14 protein-coding genes and 1 tRNA gene are annotated in these 15,891 nt (G+C 42.8%); 1 reads left to right on the plus strand and 14 read right to left on the minus strand.

What is annotated here, in order from left to right; genetic code table 11:
- Positions 1 to 94: 94 nt before the first annotated feature.
- On the minus strand, positions 95 to 2,068 hold the full coding sequence (locus CSV76_RS02295) for an acetate--CoA ligase (protein ID WP_099624642.1): 1,974 nt from the start codon (positions 2,066 to 2,068) through the stop codon (positions 95 to 97).
- A 41-nt stretch (positions 2,069 to 2,109) separates the two neighbouring features.
- Positions 2,110 to 3,249, minus strand: coding sequence for an acyl-CoA dehydrogenase (locus tag CSV76_RS02300; protein ID WP_099624643.1), 1,140 nt, complete (start codon positions 3,247 to 3,249; stop codon positions 2,110 to 2,112).
- 225 nt (positions 3,250 to 3,474) lie between these two features.
- Here CSV76_RS02300 and CSV76_RS02305 point away from each other — a divergent pair, with 225 nt between their 5' ends.
- Positions 3,475 to 5,283 carry a helix-turn-helix domain-containing protein gene (locus tag CSV76_RS02305; RefSeq protein WP_099624644.1) on the plus strand — a complete coding sequence of 603 codons (1,809 nt, stop codon included), beginning with the start codon at positions 3,475 to 3,477 and terminating at the stop codon, positions 5,281 to 5,283.
- A gap of 259 nt (positions 5,284 to 5,542) precedes the next feature.
- Here the strand turns inward: CSV76_RS02305 and CSV76_RS02310 are convergent.
- The 12 genes from CSV76_RS02310 to uvrC all read right to left on the minus strand — a co-directional run bounded on the left by CSV76_RS02310 (position 5,543) and on the right by uvrC (position 15,850).
- Positions 5,543 to 5,616: transfer RNA gene (locus CSV76_RS02310), tRNA-Arg, on the minus strand.
- A 73-nt stretch (positions 5,617 to 5,689) separates the two neighbouring features.
- Positions 5,690 to 6,181 carry a metallophosphoesterase gene (locus CSV76_RS02315; RefSeq protein WP_085426472.1) on the minus strand — a complete coding sequence of 164 codons (492 nt, stop codon included), beginning with the start codon at positions 6,179 to 6,181 and terminating at the stop codon, positions 5,690 to 5,692.
- Complete coding sequence (locus tag CSV76_RS02320; protein WP_099624645.1) at positions 6,178 to 6,792, minus strand: XTP/dITP diphosphatase; 615 nt, start codon at positions 6,790 to 6,792, stop codon at positions 6,178 to 6,180. Before CSV76_RS02320 ends, CSV76_RS02315 begins: the two co-directional genes overlap by 4 nt.
- Positions 6,789 to 7,547, minus strand: a complete 759-nt coding sequence (gene rph, locus CSV76_RS02325) for a ribonuclease PH (RefSeq protein WP_085426474.1) — start codon at positions 7,545 to 7,547, stop codon at positions 6,789 to 6,791. Before rph ends, CSV76_RS02320 begins: the two co-directional genes overlap by 4 nt.
- 129 nt (positions 7,548 to 7,676) lie before the next feature.
- Positions 7,677 to 8,465 (minus strand): glutamate racemase, encoded by a 789-nt coding sequence (racE, locus tag CSV76_RS02330; RefSeq protein WP_085426475.1) that lies wholly within the window; start codon positions 8,463 to 8,465, stop codon positions 7,677 to 7,679.
- 9 nt (positions 8,466 to 8,474) lie between these two features.
- Positions 8,475 to 8,897, minus strand: a complete 423-nt coding sequence (locus CSV76_RS02335) for a MarR family winged helix-turn-helix transcriptional regulator (RefSeq protein ID WP_085428962.1) — start codon at positions 8,895 to 8,897, stop codon at positions 8,475 to 8,477.
- A gap of 174 nt (positions 8,898 to 9,071) precedes the next feature.
- The gene (locus tag CSV76_RS02340) at positions 9,072 to 9,284 is read right to left on the minus strand and encodes a helix-turn-helix domain-containing protein (protein WP_085428963.1); all 213 of its coding nucleotides are present in this window, start codon (positions 9,282 to 9,284) and stop codon (positions 9,072 to 9,074) included.
- A 75-nt stretch (positions 9,285 to 9,359) separates the two neighbouring features.
- Positions 9,360 to 9,809: an acyl-CoA thioesterase gene (locus CSV76_RS02345; RefSeq protein WP_085426476.1), complete on the minus strand. Its 450-nt coding sequence runs from the start codon at positions 9,807 to 9,809 to the stop codon at positions 9,360 to 9,362.
- A 604-nt stretch (positions 9,810 to 10,413) separates the two neighbouring features.
- The gene (gene sdhB, locus CSV76_RS02350; RefSeq protein WP_085426477.1) at positions 10,414 to 11,211 is read right to left on the minus strand and encodes a succinate dehydrogenase iron-sulfur subunit; all 798 of its coding nucleotides are present in this window, start codon (positions 11,209 to 11,211) and stop codon (positions 10,414 to 10,416) included.
- Between the two features lie 6 nt (positions 11,212 to 11,217).
- Positions 11,218 to 12,972, minus strand: a complete 1,755-nt coding sequence (gene sdhA, locus CSV76_RS02355) for a succinate dehydrogenase flavoprotein subunit (RefSeq protein WP_085426478.1) — start codon at positions 12,970 to 12,972, stop codon at positions 11,218 to 11,220.
- 50 nt (positions 12,973 to 13,022) lie between these two features.
- Complete coding sequence (locus CSV76_RS02360; RefSeq protein ID WP_085426479.1) at positions 13,023 to 13,631, minus strand: succinate dehydrogenase cytochrome b558 subunit; 609 nt, start codon at positions 13,629 to 13,631, stop codon at positions 13,023 to 13,025.
- 416 nt (positions 13,632 to 14,047) lie between these two features.
- On the minus strand, positions 14,048 to 15,850 hold the full coding sequence (gene uvrC, locus CSV76_RS02365; protein ID WP_099624646.1) for an excinuclease ABC subunit UvrC: 1,803 nt from the start codon (positions 15,848 to 15,850) through the stop codon (positions 14,048 to 14,050).
- Between the last annotated feature and the right edge of the window lie 41 nt (positions 15,851 to 15,891).

Consider the following 15,891-nt stretch of genomic DNA (forward strand, 5'->3'; position numbering starts at 1 on the left):
ATGTTCACCCTTTCAATTAATCATGTAGTCTAGCTTTTATGTGCAACAATTTAGGAAAAGAGGAGGCTAGCTGTAAAGAGGCCCGCTCCACTGTTCATTTTATTTGTCCCGCAGGTTTTGCTTCCATGACACTCTGAAGTTCCGCAACTGTCGACGGATCTTCAAGCCCCGTCACATCGCCTGCGACACTGCCTGTCGTAACGATTTCTTTAATTAAGCGGCGCATAATTTTCCCACTCACTGTTTTTGGCAGAGAGTCAGTTACAACGATTTCTTTCGGCTGGGCTATTTTTCCGATCTGGCGGATGATGTTTTCTTTAATCCGCTCTACAACTTCTCGCCCATCTGCTACATCTTCAGAAAGGCGGACAAAAACGAAAGGCACTTCTCCTTTAATTTCATCCGGCACACCAATGACCGCGCATTCCGCTACACCTGCACATTCAAGCACGGCACTTTCCATTTCCATCGTGCTCAAACGGTGACCTGCAACGTTGAACGCATCGTCGGAACGGCCAACCACCCAAATATAGCCATCTTCATCGATCAGCGCGAGATCGCTTGCATAGTAGCTTCCATCGACTTGGCTGTAGTATGAACCGTAGTAACGTTCTGGCTCTCTCCAAATCGTCCGGCACAGCATCGGAAACGGCTGTTTAATGATCAAGTTGCCGAGCAGTCCGGCTTTCACGGGTTCGCCCGCTTCATTGACGACATCCAACACTGCGCCTAAAAATGGTGAGCCGGAAGAGCCGGGTTTCATCGGCGTCAGCCATGCTGCTCCTGCAATCGGTGAGCCGGCTGTTTCGGTCTGCCCCCACGTGTTGTTAATATAAACTTTTTTCTTGCCAAGCACTTCATATGTCCAGTGCCATGTCTCCGCATCGAACGGCTCGCCGACGAGTGCTATCACGTCAAGACATGTTAAATCAAACTGCTCCATCGGCTTCTCGCCCATGCTTTTCAACATACGCAACGCTGTTGGAGCGGTAAATAGTTTATTGACACGATATTTTTCAATGATTTCATAAAAACGTGTCTTCTCTGGATAATCAATTGCTCCTTCGTAAACGACTGTCGTGACGCCGTTCGCAAGAGATCCGACGATACCCCAAATATGCATCGTCAACCAGCCGATATCAGCTGTACACCAAAACACGTCGTCATCGCGATGGTCGAGATGATATTTTGCGTATACATAGTTCTGCACTACAAATGCAGTCCCTGAATGCACGATCCCTTTCGGCTTGCCTGTTGTGCCACTCGTATAGAAAACTATGCCGCTTTCATTTGCTTCAAGGCGTTCGGGTTCGCAATGGATGCTCGCTTTTTGCGTCAACTCATGCCACCAGTAATCCCGGCCTTCTTGCATATCGATATCAATGCCCATACGATTGACAACGATGACTGCTTCAACTGAAGGAGTAGACGGCACCACTTGATCGACTTTTTCTTTCAAGCGAATTTCTTTGCCTCGGCGTATTGTCGCATCTGCCGTGACGATGACTTTCGGTTCAAAGCTTGCTAGCCGATCGGATAAAGAGCGCTCAGAATAACCAGAAAAGACTGCGTTATAGATCGCCCCGACACGGAAACAAGCGAGCACCGCTATGACTGACTCCGCTAAGTTCGGCAGATAAATCGCAACACAATCACCTTTTTTCACGCCAAATGACCGAAGCACATTGGAAAAACGGTTCACTTCCGCAAGAAGCATCGAATACGTGTAAAATTTCGAATCGCCGTTCTCACTTTCCCAAATGAGCGCTGTCCGGTTACCAGCACCATTTTGAATATGTCGGTCGAGTAAATTGATACTCGGATTCGTAATACCATCAACGAAAAACTTGAAATCAGGGAGTGTGCCGCTGATCGTCTCTGTCCACGGTTCATACCATTCGAGCTCACGGGCCTGCTGATCCCAAAATGCAGCCGGATCTTCTTGGGACTGCCGGAGAAGTTCTTGGAAAGCTTCTGCGCTGCCGATCGATGTCGAGCGCGCCTTTTCTTCACTAGGATAAATAAGTTTACTATTTGCCGCTAATTGTAAAACTCGTTCAATATCCATTCAATCGCCCCTTTGTTAATTCATAAAAAATTTTTCACAAATCAGCAGCCGATCTGTTTTGCAATGACCATGCGCTGAACTTCTGACGTGCCTTCACCGATTTCTAAAAGTTTCGCATCGCGGAAGAAACGCTCGACTTGGTATTCTTTAATATAGCCATAGCCACCGTGAATCTGCACTGCTTGATCGCAGACCCGCATGCACATTTCAGAGGCGAATAACTTTGCAAATGCCGCTTCTTTTTTGAAAGTACGACCTTGATCTTTCAGCCAAGCAGCTTTATACACCATATTGCGTGCCAGTTCGATATTCATCGCCATATCCGCGAGTTTGAACTGAATCGCCTGGAAGTTCGAAATGCTTCTACCAAACTGCTTTCGTTCCTGCGCGTAATTTAACGCCTTCTCGTACGCTCCCTGTGCGATGCCCACACCCATCGCGGCGATGCCAATGCGTCCGCCGTCAAGCGTCGCCAAAAATTGTTTGTAACCGTTTCCAATTTCGCCAAGAAGGTTTTCTTTTGGCACACGAACATTCTCCAAAATCAATTCCGTCGTGTTGGAAGAATGAAGTCCCATCTTTTCGTAGTTTGCGATAACTGTAAATCCTGGCGCATCAGTTGGCACGATAAATGCACTAATACCGTTCGTTCCTTTCGAACGGTCTGTAATCGCCGTAACGGCAAGATGTTTCGCATAACTCGCGTTCGTAATGAAACATTTCGAACCGTTAATGACCCACTCATCGCCTTCAAGTACAGCTGTCGTTTCTGTACCGCCAGCATCGGACCCAGCATTCGGTTCCGTCAATCCAAACGCCCCGAACGATTCGCCCGTACAAATCGGCGTGAGATATTTCTCTTTTTGCTCCGGTGTGCCGAATAAATGAAGTGGCGCTCCGCCAAGTGAAATATGCGCAGAATACGTGATGCCTGTCGAAGCGCAGACACGGCTCAATTCTTCTGTAACAATCGCAAAACTCGTCGTATCCGCTCCGCCACCGCTATATTCTTCCGAGAAAGGCAGTCCCATCAAGCCAAGCTCCGAAAACTTTTCAAAAATCTCTTTAGGGAATTCTCCTGTACGATCGCGCTCATCCGCTCCCGGTGCCACTTCGGCTTCCGCAAACTCGCGAACGAGCTTACGCACCATTTGTTGTTCATCTGTCAAATCAAAATTCATATCCAATACCCTCCATTCTTTCATTGCCACACATTGTTTTGCTAATGCTTAAATTGCAAACGCTTTCATCTATACGTATACTTTTAATAGACCAGCTTTCATTTTATTTCCAGTTCACTTATAATTATAAACAATAAGAAAAATCAATTCTATGTATGATCTTCTGAAAGAATTTGTGTGTTTTACACAAAAAATATAAATACTATAAGGTTAGGATGATAGATTATGCAAGACACGTTAACTCACCGTCAGCTCAAATCTCTCGTACATGTTTCCACTGTTATTAACTCTTCATTAGAAATTGAGACGATTTTCGACTTGATAATTGGTGAAGCAATTTCTGCAGTAGACGCAGCAGGAGGCGGTTCAATCTGGGTTTTCGACCAGCAGAAACAGCGCTTGATGGCCAAATCCGCGCATGGCTTGTTTTATCCACAAATCTTTAAATCGATTGAATTAAGCAACGGTGAATCTATGACAGGCATGACATTTCAAGCGAAAAAAGGGTTAGTGTTTAAAAATGAAGAAGAAATCAAACAGGCGCTCGATACACTCACTCCTGGCAACCGAACGTTGCTCGACGAATCGATTCCTGGTAATTTCCATTTCACTTCGATCATTTCATCGCCAATTTTATTGAAAGGAACATGCATAGGCGTCATTACGCTTGATTCATTCGATAAATCGCTAAATTTCAAAAAAGAGGATATGCAGCTGTTAGAGGCGATCGCACAACAAGCCGCCATTGCGCTCGAAAAGTCGAATATATATTATGAAGAAAAAAAGACCGTTCAGCAGCTGTCGCGCTCGATTGAAACACAGCGCAACATTGCCAATCTCGTCGTCAACGGAGAAGGAATACAATCCATTATCGACTATATTTACGAAACAATTGGCGAGCATATTTTCTTATTCGATGAAATAGGCGAATTGACCGCTTCTGCCTGCCGCACGCCTGTTACAGAAGAGATGAAAAGCGAGGCGCAACGTTTTGCGAAACAGAACGAGCAGTCGCCCGGCAGCCCGTACAGCGTCTCTGAAATCACGCTAGGCCGCGAAAACTATCAATTTATCGCGCTATCGTTACAATCGAAAATGAAGACGCTTGGCACGCTCATCATCGTCTCAAAAGATCCAATCGGACAAGCCGAAATCAACGCGCTCGAACACATCTGCACTGTTATCATGCTCGAGCTAGTCAAAGTACAAACTGTCTCTGAAACACAGCAGCGTCTACAGAGCGAATTCATGATAAAAATTTTATCCGGTCAGGCAATGGATGAAACATTAAGAAAGCAGGCAAAAAATCTACAATTCGACTTGAACCGCAACTACATCGCCGTCAGTGTTAACGTCGAAAACAAAGACAAATTGCAGCACGGTGCTATCAGCGAAAACGTCATCAACAATATGCTGCAAATGACGAACAAATACTTCCTAGGAAAAAACTCGCAAGATGCCGCGCTCATCGATCACAACAAACTTGGTGCCTTATTCTCCTACCCTGCTAAACTGCAGGCAACAAACCAAGTAGGCGATATTAAACGACTCGCCTTACACTTGCAACAGGAAATCGAAAAAACATACAGCGAACTCGACATCACTATCGGCATCGGCAGAATGAAATCAAACCTTGCCGCCGCCCATGAATCATTTAATGAAGCTGAAAAATGCATCACATTCATGAAAAGCTACCATTTCGAAGAACGTGCCCTGTCCTACACAGATCTCGGTATCCAGCGCTTCATCTTACAAAATTCAGAAGAAGAACTACTGGATTTCGTCCACGAAGTCATCGGCTCGCTTATTCAATATGAACAAACCCGCAAAGGGGACTTGTTGCAAACATTACTTACCTATTTTCGTCAAAATCAAAACATCAAACGAACCGCTGTCGCCCTTCACGTCCACACCAACACACTGAACTACCGCCTGAAACGAATTGAAGAAATTCTTTCAGCCGATCTGACTGATGGCCAGCAATTATTTAACATTCAGCTAGCGGGGAACATTTACCGTTATATTAAACGGTGACAAAGGGATAGGCTCCTTGTCATCGTTTTCATCTAAATAGCTGGGTTGCCTAACTCCCCAATTCTTTTACACAATGAAGTTTGTAAGCATAAACATGTTCAAAAGTAAAATCTATATGGGGATTATGGACAGCAATGCCCGCGTGGTTAAATTTCAAAAATACTAATTGCTGTTTTACCTCACAATAAAAAGCGCTGCGAACGTCATTTTTCAACGTTTACAGCGCTTTTTATATTATCTTCCAATACATTTTTCATGACGTCCCAGGAGGGATTCGAACCCCCGACCGATGCCTTAGAAGGGCATTGCTCTATCCAGCTGAGCTACTGAGACAAACACCTGCAACCACAGGCACAAGAACTATTATATGCATAATACAAAGAGAAGTCAACACTATTTCATAAAACTATTTATTTAATATAATTTGGTCTATTAAGTCGTGGTTCATGCTATAAAAACTCACGGTATACGCATCAGCTATTTCGATGACGGCGTATGTCGCTACCCTGCCGCCACGTGGTTGAGTCGTGCTTCCCGGATTAACAAACAATACATCGTTAATCATCTCTGCGCCATATAAATGGGAATGTCCGAATAAAGCAATGGTTGCTTGTTGTTCATCTGCTGCGTAAGAAAGAGTGAGCATAGAACGCTTGACGTTGTGCTCATGGCCGTGGACGATGAATATAGTCTCATCGCCCACTTTCTGTACAATGGTTGCTGGAAACTGATCATCACCGTCACAGTTACCACGAACAATATGAACTCCATTAAGCAATGGATCTTCTGCCGATAACTCACTGTCGCCACAATGGAATATGGCGTCTGCTTGCAATGATTTAATCTGCTTCACTGTATTTACGTCGCCATGTGAATCACTTAAAACAATTAACTTCATTTTATTTCACCTAACCTCGTGATAAATTCTGGTAGCTGATCTTTTAGCTGAGCTAATGCCGCACCGCGATGAGAGATGGCACTTTTCTCTTCTGCAGATAATTCGGCCATCGTCTTTTCTTTATTAGGTACATAAAATATTGGATCATAACCGAATCCATTCGTTCCTTGACGTTGATCAGTAATGACGCCCTCGCAACTGCCGGAATAAGTAGTTGTCTCGATATTAGGACCCGCAATCGCCAGAACGCACCGAAAACGAGCTTGACGCGCCGTTTCAGGCACTTCAACAAGTTTAGCTAACAACTTATCGATATTCGCTTCATCGTCCGAAGGCTCGCCTGCATAGCGCGCAGAGTAGACACCCGGTTCACCATTGAGTGCATCAACTTCTAGTCCACTGTCATCTGCAATTACTACTTTTCCTAGTAAATTTGCAACAGTCTCCGCTTTTAGAACGGCATTTTCAACGAAAGTGGTACCCGTTTCTTCTACATCAATTGATTCTTCTATATCTTGCAATGTCAGTACAGTGATACCTAAAGGGCGAAAGAGAACTTCAAAATCTTTCGCCTTACCTCTATTATTCGTTGCAATTAACACTTCTTTCATTGCACTTCGCCTGCCTGTTGTCCAATCTTATCCGCCAATTCACCTAACACTTCTTTTTGAATCGCAATCAATTGTTCAATTCCCGATTCAGCCAGCGTCAATAAATCATTCATTTCTGCGCGAGAAAAAGTAGCTTCTTCGCCTGTCCCTTGCAGTTCCACGAATTGCCCTTGTCCCGTCATTACCACATTCATATCGACGTCAGCTGAAGAATCTTCTACGTAGTCCAGATCTGTGATCAATTGACCGTCAGCCAGTTTCCCTACGCTTGTAGCAGCAAGGAAGTCACGAACTGGGAATACGGGCAGATTCTTTTCGATTTGTAATTTATTCGCAGCAATGACCAATGCAACGAATGCACCTGTAATAGAAGATGTACGTGTTCCTCCATCTGCTTGAATAACATCACAGTCGATCCAAATCGTACGCTCACCAATAGCATCTAAATCAACTACCGCGCGTAAAGCCCGTCCAATCAAACGCTGTATTTCCATTGTACGACCGCCGACTTTACCACGGGATGATTCACGAATTGTTCGTTGCCCTGTAGCACGCGGCAACATGGAATACTCAGCAGAAATCCAGCCCTTTCCACTATTACGCATAAATGGCGGCACTCGATCCTCAATCGTCGCTGTACAAATCACTTTTGTATTTCCAACTGAAATCAGTACGGAACCTTCTGGGTGAATCAAATAATCTTTCTCAATTGTTACTGTACGAATATCTTCTGTAGCTCTTCCATCATGTCTCATGCGCTTTCCTCCGTTATGGTTCATATATTTGTTGTGACCAGTTCATCAAGTCTACATTCAACCTATCTTACCATAAACACAACAAAAAACCCGAAAACAACGTACTGTTTTCGAGTCCTGCCTTCTATTTTAAAACGTTAATAAGCGTACGTCAGGTTGAGGAATGGAAAGCCAATCTTCAACAATGACTTGAAACTTATCCATCGAGCCTGTTGTATAAAATATAGGCTCTTCAGCTGAAACAGACAGCATATTTGCCGCTTCAAGAATACGCTCCACGTCAATCACAGTCTCCACTGCTGAAGAAATAACATTTTTTTGATGAGAGAAATGGGCTTCAATATGATCTTGTAATAATGGATAATGCGTACAACCAAGTATAACAGAATCAAACGAATGGCTGTGCAAAGGCAATAATGTCTGATCTACAATATCTCTTGCCGCCTGTGTACGATATTCTCCACTCTCTACGATTGGTACAAATTCCGGACACGCAAGCGAATGAACAATTGCTTGTGGTCTCAGCTCATGTATTGCTTCTTCATATGCTTTACTCTTCACGGTGCCTATTGTACCAAGCACAGCGATTTCACCTGTTTGCGATGCGTTAACAGCGGCTCTGGCCCCCGGTTGAATAACTCCAACCACAGGAAAGTCAAATTGTTTTCGTACTTCTTCAAGCGCAATAGCAGTCGCAGTGTTACACGCAATAACGAGCATTTTTATACCCATTTGCGCTAAACTATTTACCATGTCCATCGTAAATCGCAACACTTCTTCCGCAGGCCGAGGACCATACGGACAACGTGCATCATCGCCGATATAAATTATAGGTTCATTCGGCAAATATTTGCGTAACTCTCTAACTACTGTAAGCCCGCCGACTCCTGAATCAATTACTCCAATAGGTGCATTCAATGTAATCCCTCAATCTCTTATCATCTGTTCGTGCAATTTAGCTAGCAATCCTGAAAACTGCTGAATTTCTTGTTCATCTGAGTTCACAAGGACATCCTGTAAATACTCTTGTCTCTTCTGTATAACCTCTTCAATGATACGTATACCTTCAGGTAATAAATGAACGCGAACAACACGACGATCGTTTTCATCTCGCACTCGCTTTACTAGTTGATTATTTTCCATTCGGTCTACTAAATCAGTCGTTGTACTAAAAGCCAAGAACATTTTATTAGATAGATCGCCGATTGTCATATCCCCATATTCCAGCAGCCATTGTAAAGCTCTAAATTGAGGAGGTGTAATCGTAGAGTTTTTTAATATTTTTCGTCCTTGCTCCTTGATAATGGATGCAATGTAACGCAGATCTTTTTCCATCTTTGCGATATCCATTGATACGTTTTGTCGTTCATTCAAAAAAATCAGCTCCCTGAAATGAATCCTATCTTTTCATTGTACCGTTTTCGTTGATGAACGCAACAATTTTACAAGCGATCTTTTGCTAGAGAGAGAGTGATCGACACGGTTTGCACAAAATTAGACAATGATCCTAGGGGGGGAGTACTTTTAGTTCAGTTGAAGTTCTCCTAAACGTAGTAACTCAACAATAGCCTGTGCTCTGCCTGATACGCCTAGTTTTTGAATCGTATTCGAAATATGATTTCTTACGGTTTTCTCACTAATAGTCAGCTGTCCAGCAATTTCTTTTGTTGTAAAATCGTCTACTAGCAAAGTGAAAATTTGTCGTTCCCGGTTTGTTAATAAAGAACGGTTTTGCATTTCATCCAAGATGCGCCCCTCCTCTTTACGCTTTCACCTTAAGATATGTAAGCGCAAGGGCGGCTGTGTAGGCTTTTAAGAGTTTTTCAAGAACACTAACTTTTCTTCTTCAGTCCAAGCAACAGGTTTACCGTCTTTTCTTCCCACTTGAACAATTGCGCCTCTACCCGTACAGACAATTTCATTACGTTCATTTTTTGCCATGTAGTGCAAGTCTACGGAACTATTGCCCATAGAATTAGCCTTCACATAGATTCGAAGCTTCTCGTCAAAGTATACTTGTTTGACGAAGTCGCATTGTAAATCCGCGACGATTGGTATTGTTAAGCCTTTCGGGTCCAACCATTTCGCCATATGATTCAGGTCTTTTAAATACTCGATGCGTGCATATTCAAAGTACGCGAATACCTTCGTGTTGTTTAGATGTCCATACATATCCGTTTCCGAAAATCGTACAGAGACATCAGCGTGAAATTCAAACCCTTTTTCCCATTGCTCTGCATCTTCGATATAACTTGCTCTCATTTACATATCCCCCTTTTTCTACAAATGAATGACTATTCATTCTTTCATTATATCAAAATATGTATGAACGTCAAATGACATAAAAAAATGTTACTGTGTTTGAACGGGTTTAAGTTCATTAGCTAGTGCTTGAGAATAGCGAGTAAGATTGTGAGTACCAGGTATGGAAGCTCTAGCTAGCGGTCGCTTTCTCATGGGTCCGCCAGCTGGAGCTTCCATCCTACTTTATTAATGCTAGTACTTAGATGACTCACTGTAAGTAGTGTGAGAATTATTGTTTTGTCTTAACTTCTTTAGTTTCAAGTTCTACAGTTCAATACCCATTACAACACTTTCTTTAATGCACAACAAAAAGTATCACCCACTTACACTGCAAGGGATTGGCACGTAGGAGGGGCGACTCCTGGAGGATCAGTTCGACAGATGAGACGACTAAGAGAGCGCAGCGAACAGTCGGCTCATCATGAACCCTCAGGAAAGCGTCCCCTCCGAAGTGCTAATCCCCAACCCCAACACCGTTCTCCCCATCCATTAATAAACAACAAAAAAGCTGTCGCAAGAAGTCGTAGGTTTACGACTTCTTGGACAGCTTAGTTTATAGAAATTAATCTACTTGGTGGTCACTTCCGAAGAAGTTCTTGAACATTTGGATCGTTGTTGCTCTACCAATTGCACCAAGAGAAGTTGTCAAAGGAATTCCTTTAGGACAAGCCACTACACAGTTCTGTGCGTTACCACATTCAGTGATTCCGCCGTCTCCCATTACTGTAGCCAAACGCTCATCTTTGTTCATTGAACCCGTTGGATGGGCGTTAAATAAACGTACTTGTGACATCAATGCAGGTCCCATGAAGTTCGTCTTGTCGTTAACGTTCGGACAAGCTTCTAGACATACACCGCAAGTCATACATTTAGACAATTCATATGCCCACTGGCGCTTACGCTCAGGCATACGAGGGCCTTCACCAAGATCGTACGTTCCATCAATCGGAACCCAAGCTTTGATACGCTTTAACGAATCAAACATGAATTCACGGTCAACAATTAAGTCACGAACGACTGGGAATGTACGCATAGGCTCAAGTTTAATAGGTTGTGTCAACTGATCTACCAATGCAGTACATGACTGACGAGGACGACCGTTGATTACCATTGAACATGCTCCACAAACCTCTTCCAAACAGTTCATATCCCAGTTAATTGGCGTAGTCTTCTCACCTTTTGCATTTACAGGGTTACGTCTGATTTCCATTAAAGCCGAGATTACGTTCATATTCGGGCGATATGGAACTTCAAATCTTTCAGTATAAGGACTTGAAGTGGCATTATCTTGACGTTGAATGTCAAACACGACAGTTTTTGTAGCAGTTGCAGTTGCACTTGCTGTTTGTTGTTCGCTCACTTTTTATCAATCTCCTTTCTTCGCTGAGTAATCGCGGATACGTGGAGGAATGATAGAAGTATCTACTTCTTCATAAGATATAATTGGTGCAGATACTCCGTCAAATTCCGCAATTGTTGTTTTCAAGAAGTTCTCATCATCACGATTCGGGAATTCTGGCTTATAGTGCGCGCCACGGCTCTCGTCACGATTTAATGCACCTAATGTGATTACACGTGCTAAATATAGCATGTTCTTCAACTGGCGTGTAAACATAGCTCCTTGGTTAGACCAAAGTTGTGTATCTGTTATGTTAATGTTTTCATAGCGCTCAAGTAACTCGACAATTTTTTCGTCTGTCTGCTTCAACTTATCATTGAAACGAACAACCGTTACGTTGTCAGTCATCCATTCGCCAAGCTCTCTGTGAAGAACGTACGCATTTTCTGTACCGTCCATCTTAAGAGTGTCTTCCCATTTCTGTTGCTCTTCTTTAACCGCATCTTCGAAGATCGTTGCAGGAAGTTCATCAGCAGTACGCTTCAGATGCTTCATGTAATCGATTGCGTACGGTCCTGCGACCATACCACCGTAAATAGCGGATAGCAATGAGTTAGCACCTAAACGGTTTGCACCGTGTTGTGAGAAGTCACATTCGCCTGCTGCGAATAGACCAGGGATACTTGTTTGCTGATGATCGTCAACCCATAGTCCGCCCATTGAATAGTGAACAGCCGGGAAGATTTTCATTGGCAATTTACGTGGATCATCTCCTGTGAACTTTTCATAAATCTCGATGATTCCACCAAGTTTAATGTCCAGTTCTTTAGGGTCCTTGTGGGAAAGATCCAAGTACACCATGTTTTCTCCGTTAATACCTAGTTTTTGGTTTACACACACGTCGAAGATTTCTCGTGTTGCGATATCCCGTGGAACTAAGTTACCGTAGTCTGGATATTTCTCTTCCAAGAAGTACCAAGGCTTACCATCTTTATATGTCCAAATACGTCCACCTTCACCACGAGCAGATTCACTCATTAGACGAAGTTTGTCGTCTCCAGGAATTGCTGTTGGGTGAATCTGAATGAATTCGCCGTTTGCATATTTTGCACCTTGCTGATAAACGATGGAAGCTGCAGAACCTGTATTGATTACAGAGTTTGTAGACTTACCAAAGATAATCCCAGGGCCACCTGTTGCCATGATGACAGCATCCGCTTTGAATGCTTCGATTTCCATTGTCTTCATGTTTTGAGCTTTGATACCGCGGCAAGTTCCATCTTCGTCTTTGATGATTCCAAGGAACTCCCAGTGCTCATACTTTTGAACAAGTCCTGCTACCTCATGAGAACGAACTTGTTCGTCAAGAGCATACAGTAACTGTTGTCCTGTAGTTGCACCCGCATACGCTGTACGGTGGTGAAGTGTACCACCGAAACGACGGAAATCTAATAAACCTTCTGGTGTACGGTTGAACATAACACCCATACGGTCTAATAAGTGGATGATTCCAGGAGCTGCTGCCGTCATTGCTTGTACTGGTTTTTGATTCGCTAGGAAGTCTCCACCGTAAACTGTATCATCAAAGTGAATGTCGACCGAGTCACCTTCACCTTTTGTGTTTACAGCACCGTTAATGCCACCTTGGGCACATACGGAGTGGGAACGTTTTACTGGAACTAGCGAAAACAAGTCAACCGGTACGCCAGCTTCTGCTGACTTGATGGTAGCCATTAGTCCAGCTAGTCCTCCACCGACGACAATCAATCTGCCTTTTGCCATTATTGTTTCACTCCTCAATTATACGTAATTTCATTAGTTGTTTTAATTAATTATACAAATGCTAGAAGCGCTTGAACTCCAATTACAGAAAGTATTAAGAAAATAACGATTGTGATGTAAGATACGATCTGTTGTGATCTTGGTGATTGTGCAATTCCCCAAGTAACACAGAAAGACCATAGTCCGTTTGCTAAGTGGAAAGTAGCAGAAACGACACCTAGGATATAGAAAACAAGCATAAATGGATTCGACAAGATATCGGCCATCATGTTGAAGTCTACTTCAGTTCCAAGCGCTTTTTGAATACGAGTTTCGTATACATGCCATGCAATGAAGATGACTAGGAATACGCCTGTGAACCGTTGGAGCGTGAACATCCAGTTACGGAAAGTACTGTAATGGCCCACATTGTATTTCGCTGAAAAAGCTATGTACACTCCGTAAAAAGCGTGGAACATGAGTGGAATATAAATAATAAACCATTCCAAGAACAATACAAACGGTAAGTTCCCCATAAAGTTAGATGCTGTGTTGAATGCTTCTTCACCGCGCGTTGCAAAGTGGTTAATGACTAAGTGTTGGGCAACAAATAGACCAACTGGAATAACTCCAAGCAACGAGTGTAGACGGCGTAAGAAAAAATCTGATTCTTTCGACAAGTCTTTTACCCTCCCTTATTTCTGAGAATATACTGTAATGATGCGATTCTCTATTTGGTCCGCATTCACCAGTATCTCTCTTCGTGGTATAATATGATAACATGTACATTGTACTCCTCTGTTTAGGGCAGGTCAAGATGCTGTCAACTTTTTATACTATATTATGACTTTTCTAATAATGTCGTTTTACCACATAATTGACCGCATGATACGACAGTTGCCGACAATGTACGAAGCCTTTAGTAACGCTCTTTTAAACAGGTTATCATGACTTGTTAATCGAAAGTAATATATAATATGATCCAATTTACATCCTAGACAATAAACGTCTGACTATTCCGAAAAATTGTGACGGAATTGAAACATATTTTTTGTTTTTAGAAGATTAAAGTCTTCTACTATAGAAAAGCCCTTGACTACTCAGTCAGGGGCTTTTGACTATCTTCAGGTTTTTGGAAGTGAGCGATCAAGTCATCTGCAACTTTTTTTGGCATTCCAGACTCTTTCAATTGCTCGGGTGTCGCTTCACGTAGGGCTTTCACTGTTTTAAAATGCTTCAATAGTTGTTGCTTACGTTTAGGCCCAATGCCATCAATACCATCTAAGGACGATGTTAGTGATGATGCGCCCCTACGCTGTCTGTGAAACGTAATAGCAAAGCGGTGAACTTCATCTTGAACCCGTTGCAATAAATAAAATGCTTCACTCGTCTTCTTCAATGGAACGATTTCAGGCGGGTGACCGTATAGCAACTGCGCTGTATTATGCTTGTCATCCTTTGCAAGACCCGCAATAGGAATCGATAAGCCGAGTTCATCTTCAATGACTTCTCGGGCTATTTCCATTTGCCCTTTCCCACCATCGATCACAATCAAATCCGGTAAAGGCAATTCTTCTTTTAATACACGTGCGTAACGTCGTCTAACTACTTCCCGCATAGCACCATAATCATCGTGAGCTGCAGCTGTTTTCGTTTTATACTTTCGGTAATCTTTACGATTCGGACGCCCATCCACAAATGATATCATCGCGGATACCGGTTCCACGCCATGTGTATGAGAGTTATCGAATGCTTCTATTCGAAGAGGCGTACTAATATTCATCGCTTCTCCAAGTTCTTCACAAGCACCAATTGTACGTTCTTCTTGTCGCTCAATTATTTGGAACTTGGCATTCAATGCAATAGACGCATTTTTGGCAGCAAGTTTGACAAGTTCTTTTTTCTTTCCACGTTGCGGTATTAACACCGTTGTATCGAGCAATTGATCTGCTAACGCAAAATCAACGGTCTCCGGAAGAAGTACTTCTTTAGGCAATAAATGTTGGGCTTCTCCATAGAAACGACCCAGATACGTCAGTAATTCATCTTCAGGATCTCTATAGGCTGGAAAAATAGATACATCACGTTCTATCATTTTACCTTGACGAACGAAGAACACTTGCACGCACATCCAACCTTTATCAACCGCATAGCCAAAAATATCCCGGTCAGTAAAGTCGTTAGCATTCATATTCTGTTTTTCCATAACGGTTTCGATATTTGTGATTTGATCACGATATTCTTTCGCGCGTTCAAACTCCAACTCTTCAGCTGCTTTATTCATTTTTTGCTGGAGTTCTTTTTTGACTTCCTTATAACCACCATTTAGAAATCGTGTAATGTCCGTAATCATTTCTGTATATGCCTCTGCAGGTACCTCTTTAATACAAGGTGCCAAACATTGTCCAATATGATAGTACAAACACGCGCGCGTCGGAATACTTTGACACTTACGGTACGGATACAGTCGATCCAATAACTTTTTGGTCTCATGCGCCGCAGTGGCATTTGGGTAAGGTCCAAAGTATTTACCCGATTTCTTATTTACTTTACGAGTAATAATCAATTTCGGGTGTCTTTCATTGGTGATTTTCAGGTAAGGATAAGTTTTATCATCCTTCAGCATAATATTGTATTTGGGATCGTATTTCTTAATCATGTTCAATTCCAGAATCAAGGCTTCAATTTCAGAATTGGTGACAATATATTCAAAATCCTCTATTTCTCCGACCAATCGCTGGGTCTTACCATCGTGAGATCCCGTGAAATAACTGCGAACACGATTTTTTAAGACTTTTGCTTTCCCAACATAAATGACGGTGCCTTGGCGATCCTTCATTAAATAACATCCTGGTAATTCGGGGAGGATTGAAAGTTTATGTTCAATAATTTCATTCATTATTTTCACCTACTAAAAGACCGGGTGCTAAAGCAGCCCCG

Source organism: Sporosarcina sp. P17b (genome assembly GCF_002743115.1).
Taxonomy (GTDB): Bacteria; Bacillota; Bacilli; order Bacillales_A; family Planococcaceae; genus Sporosarcina; species Sporosarcina ureae_C.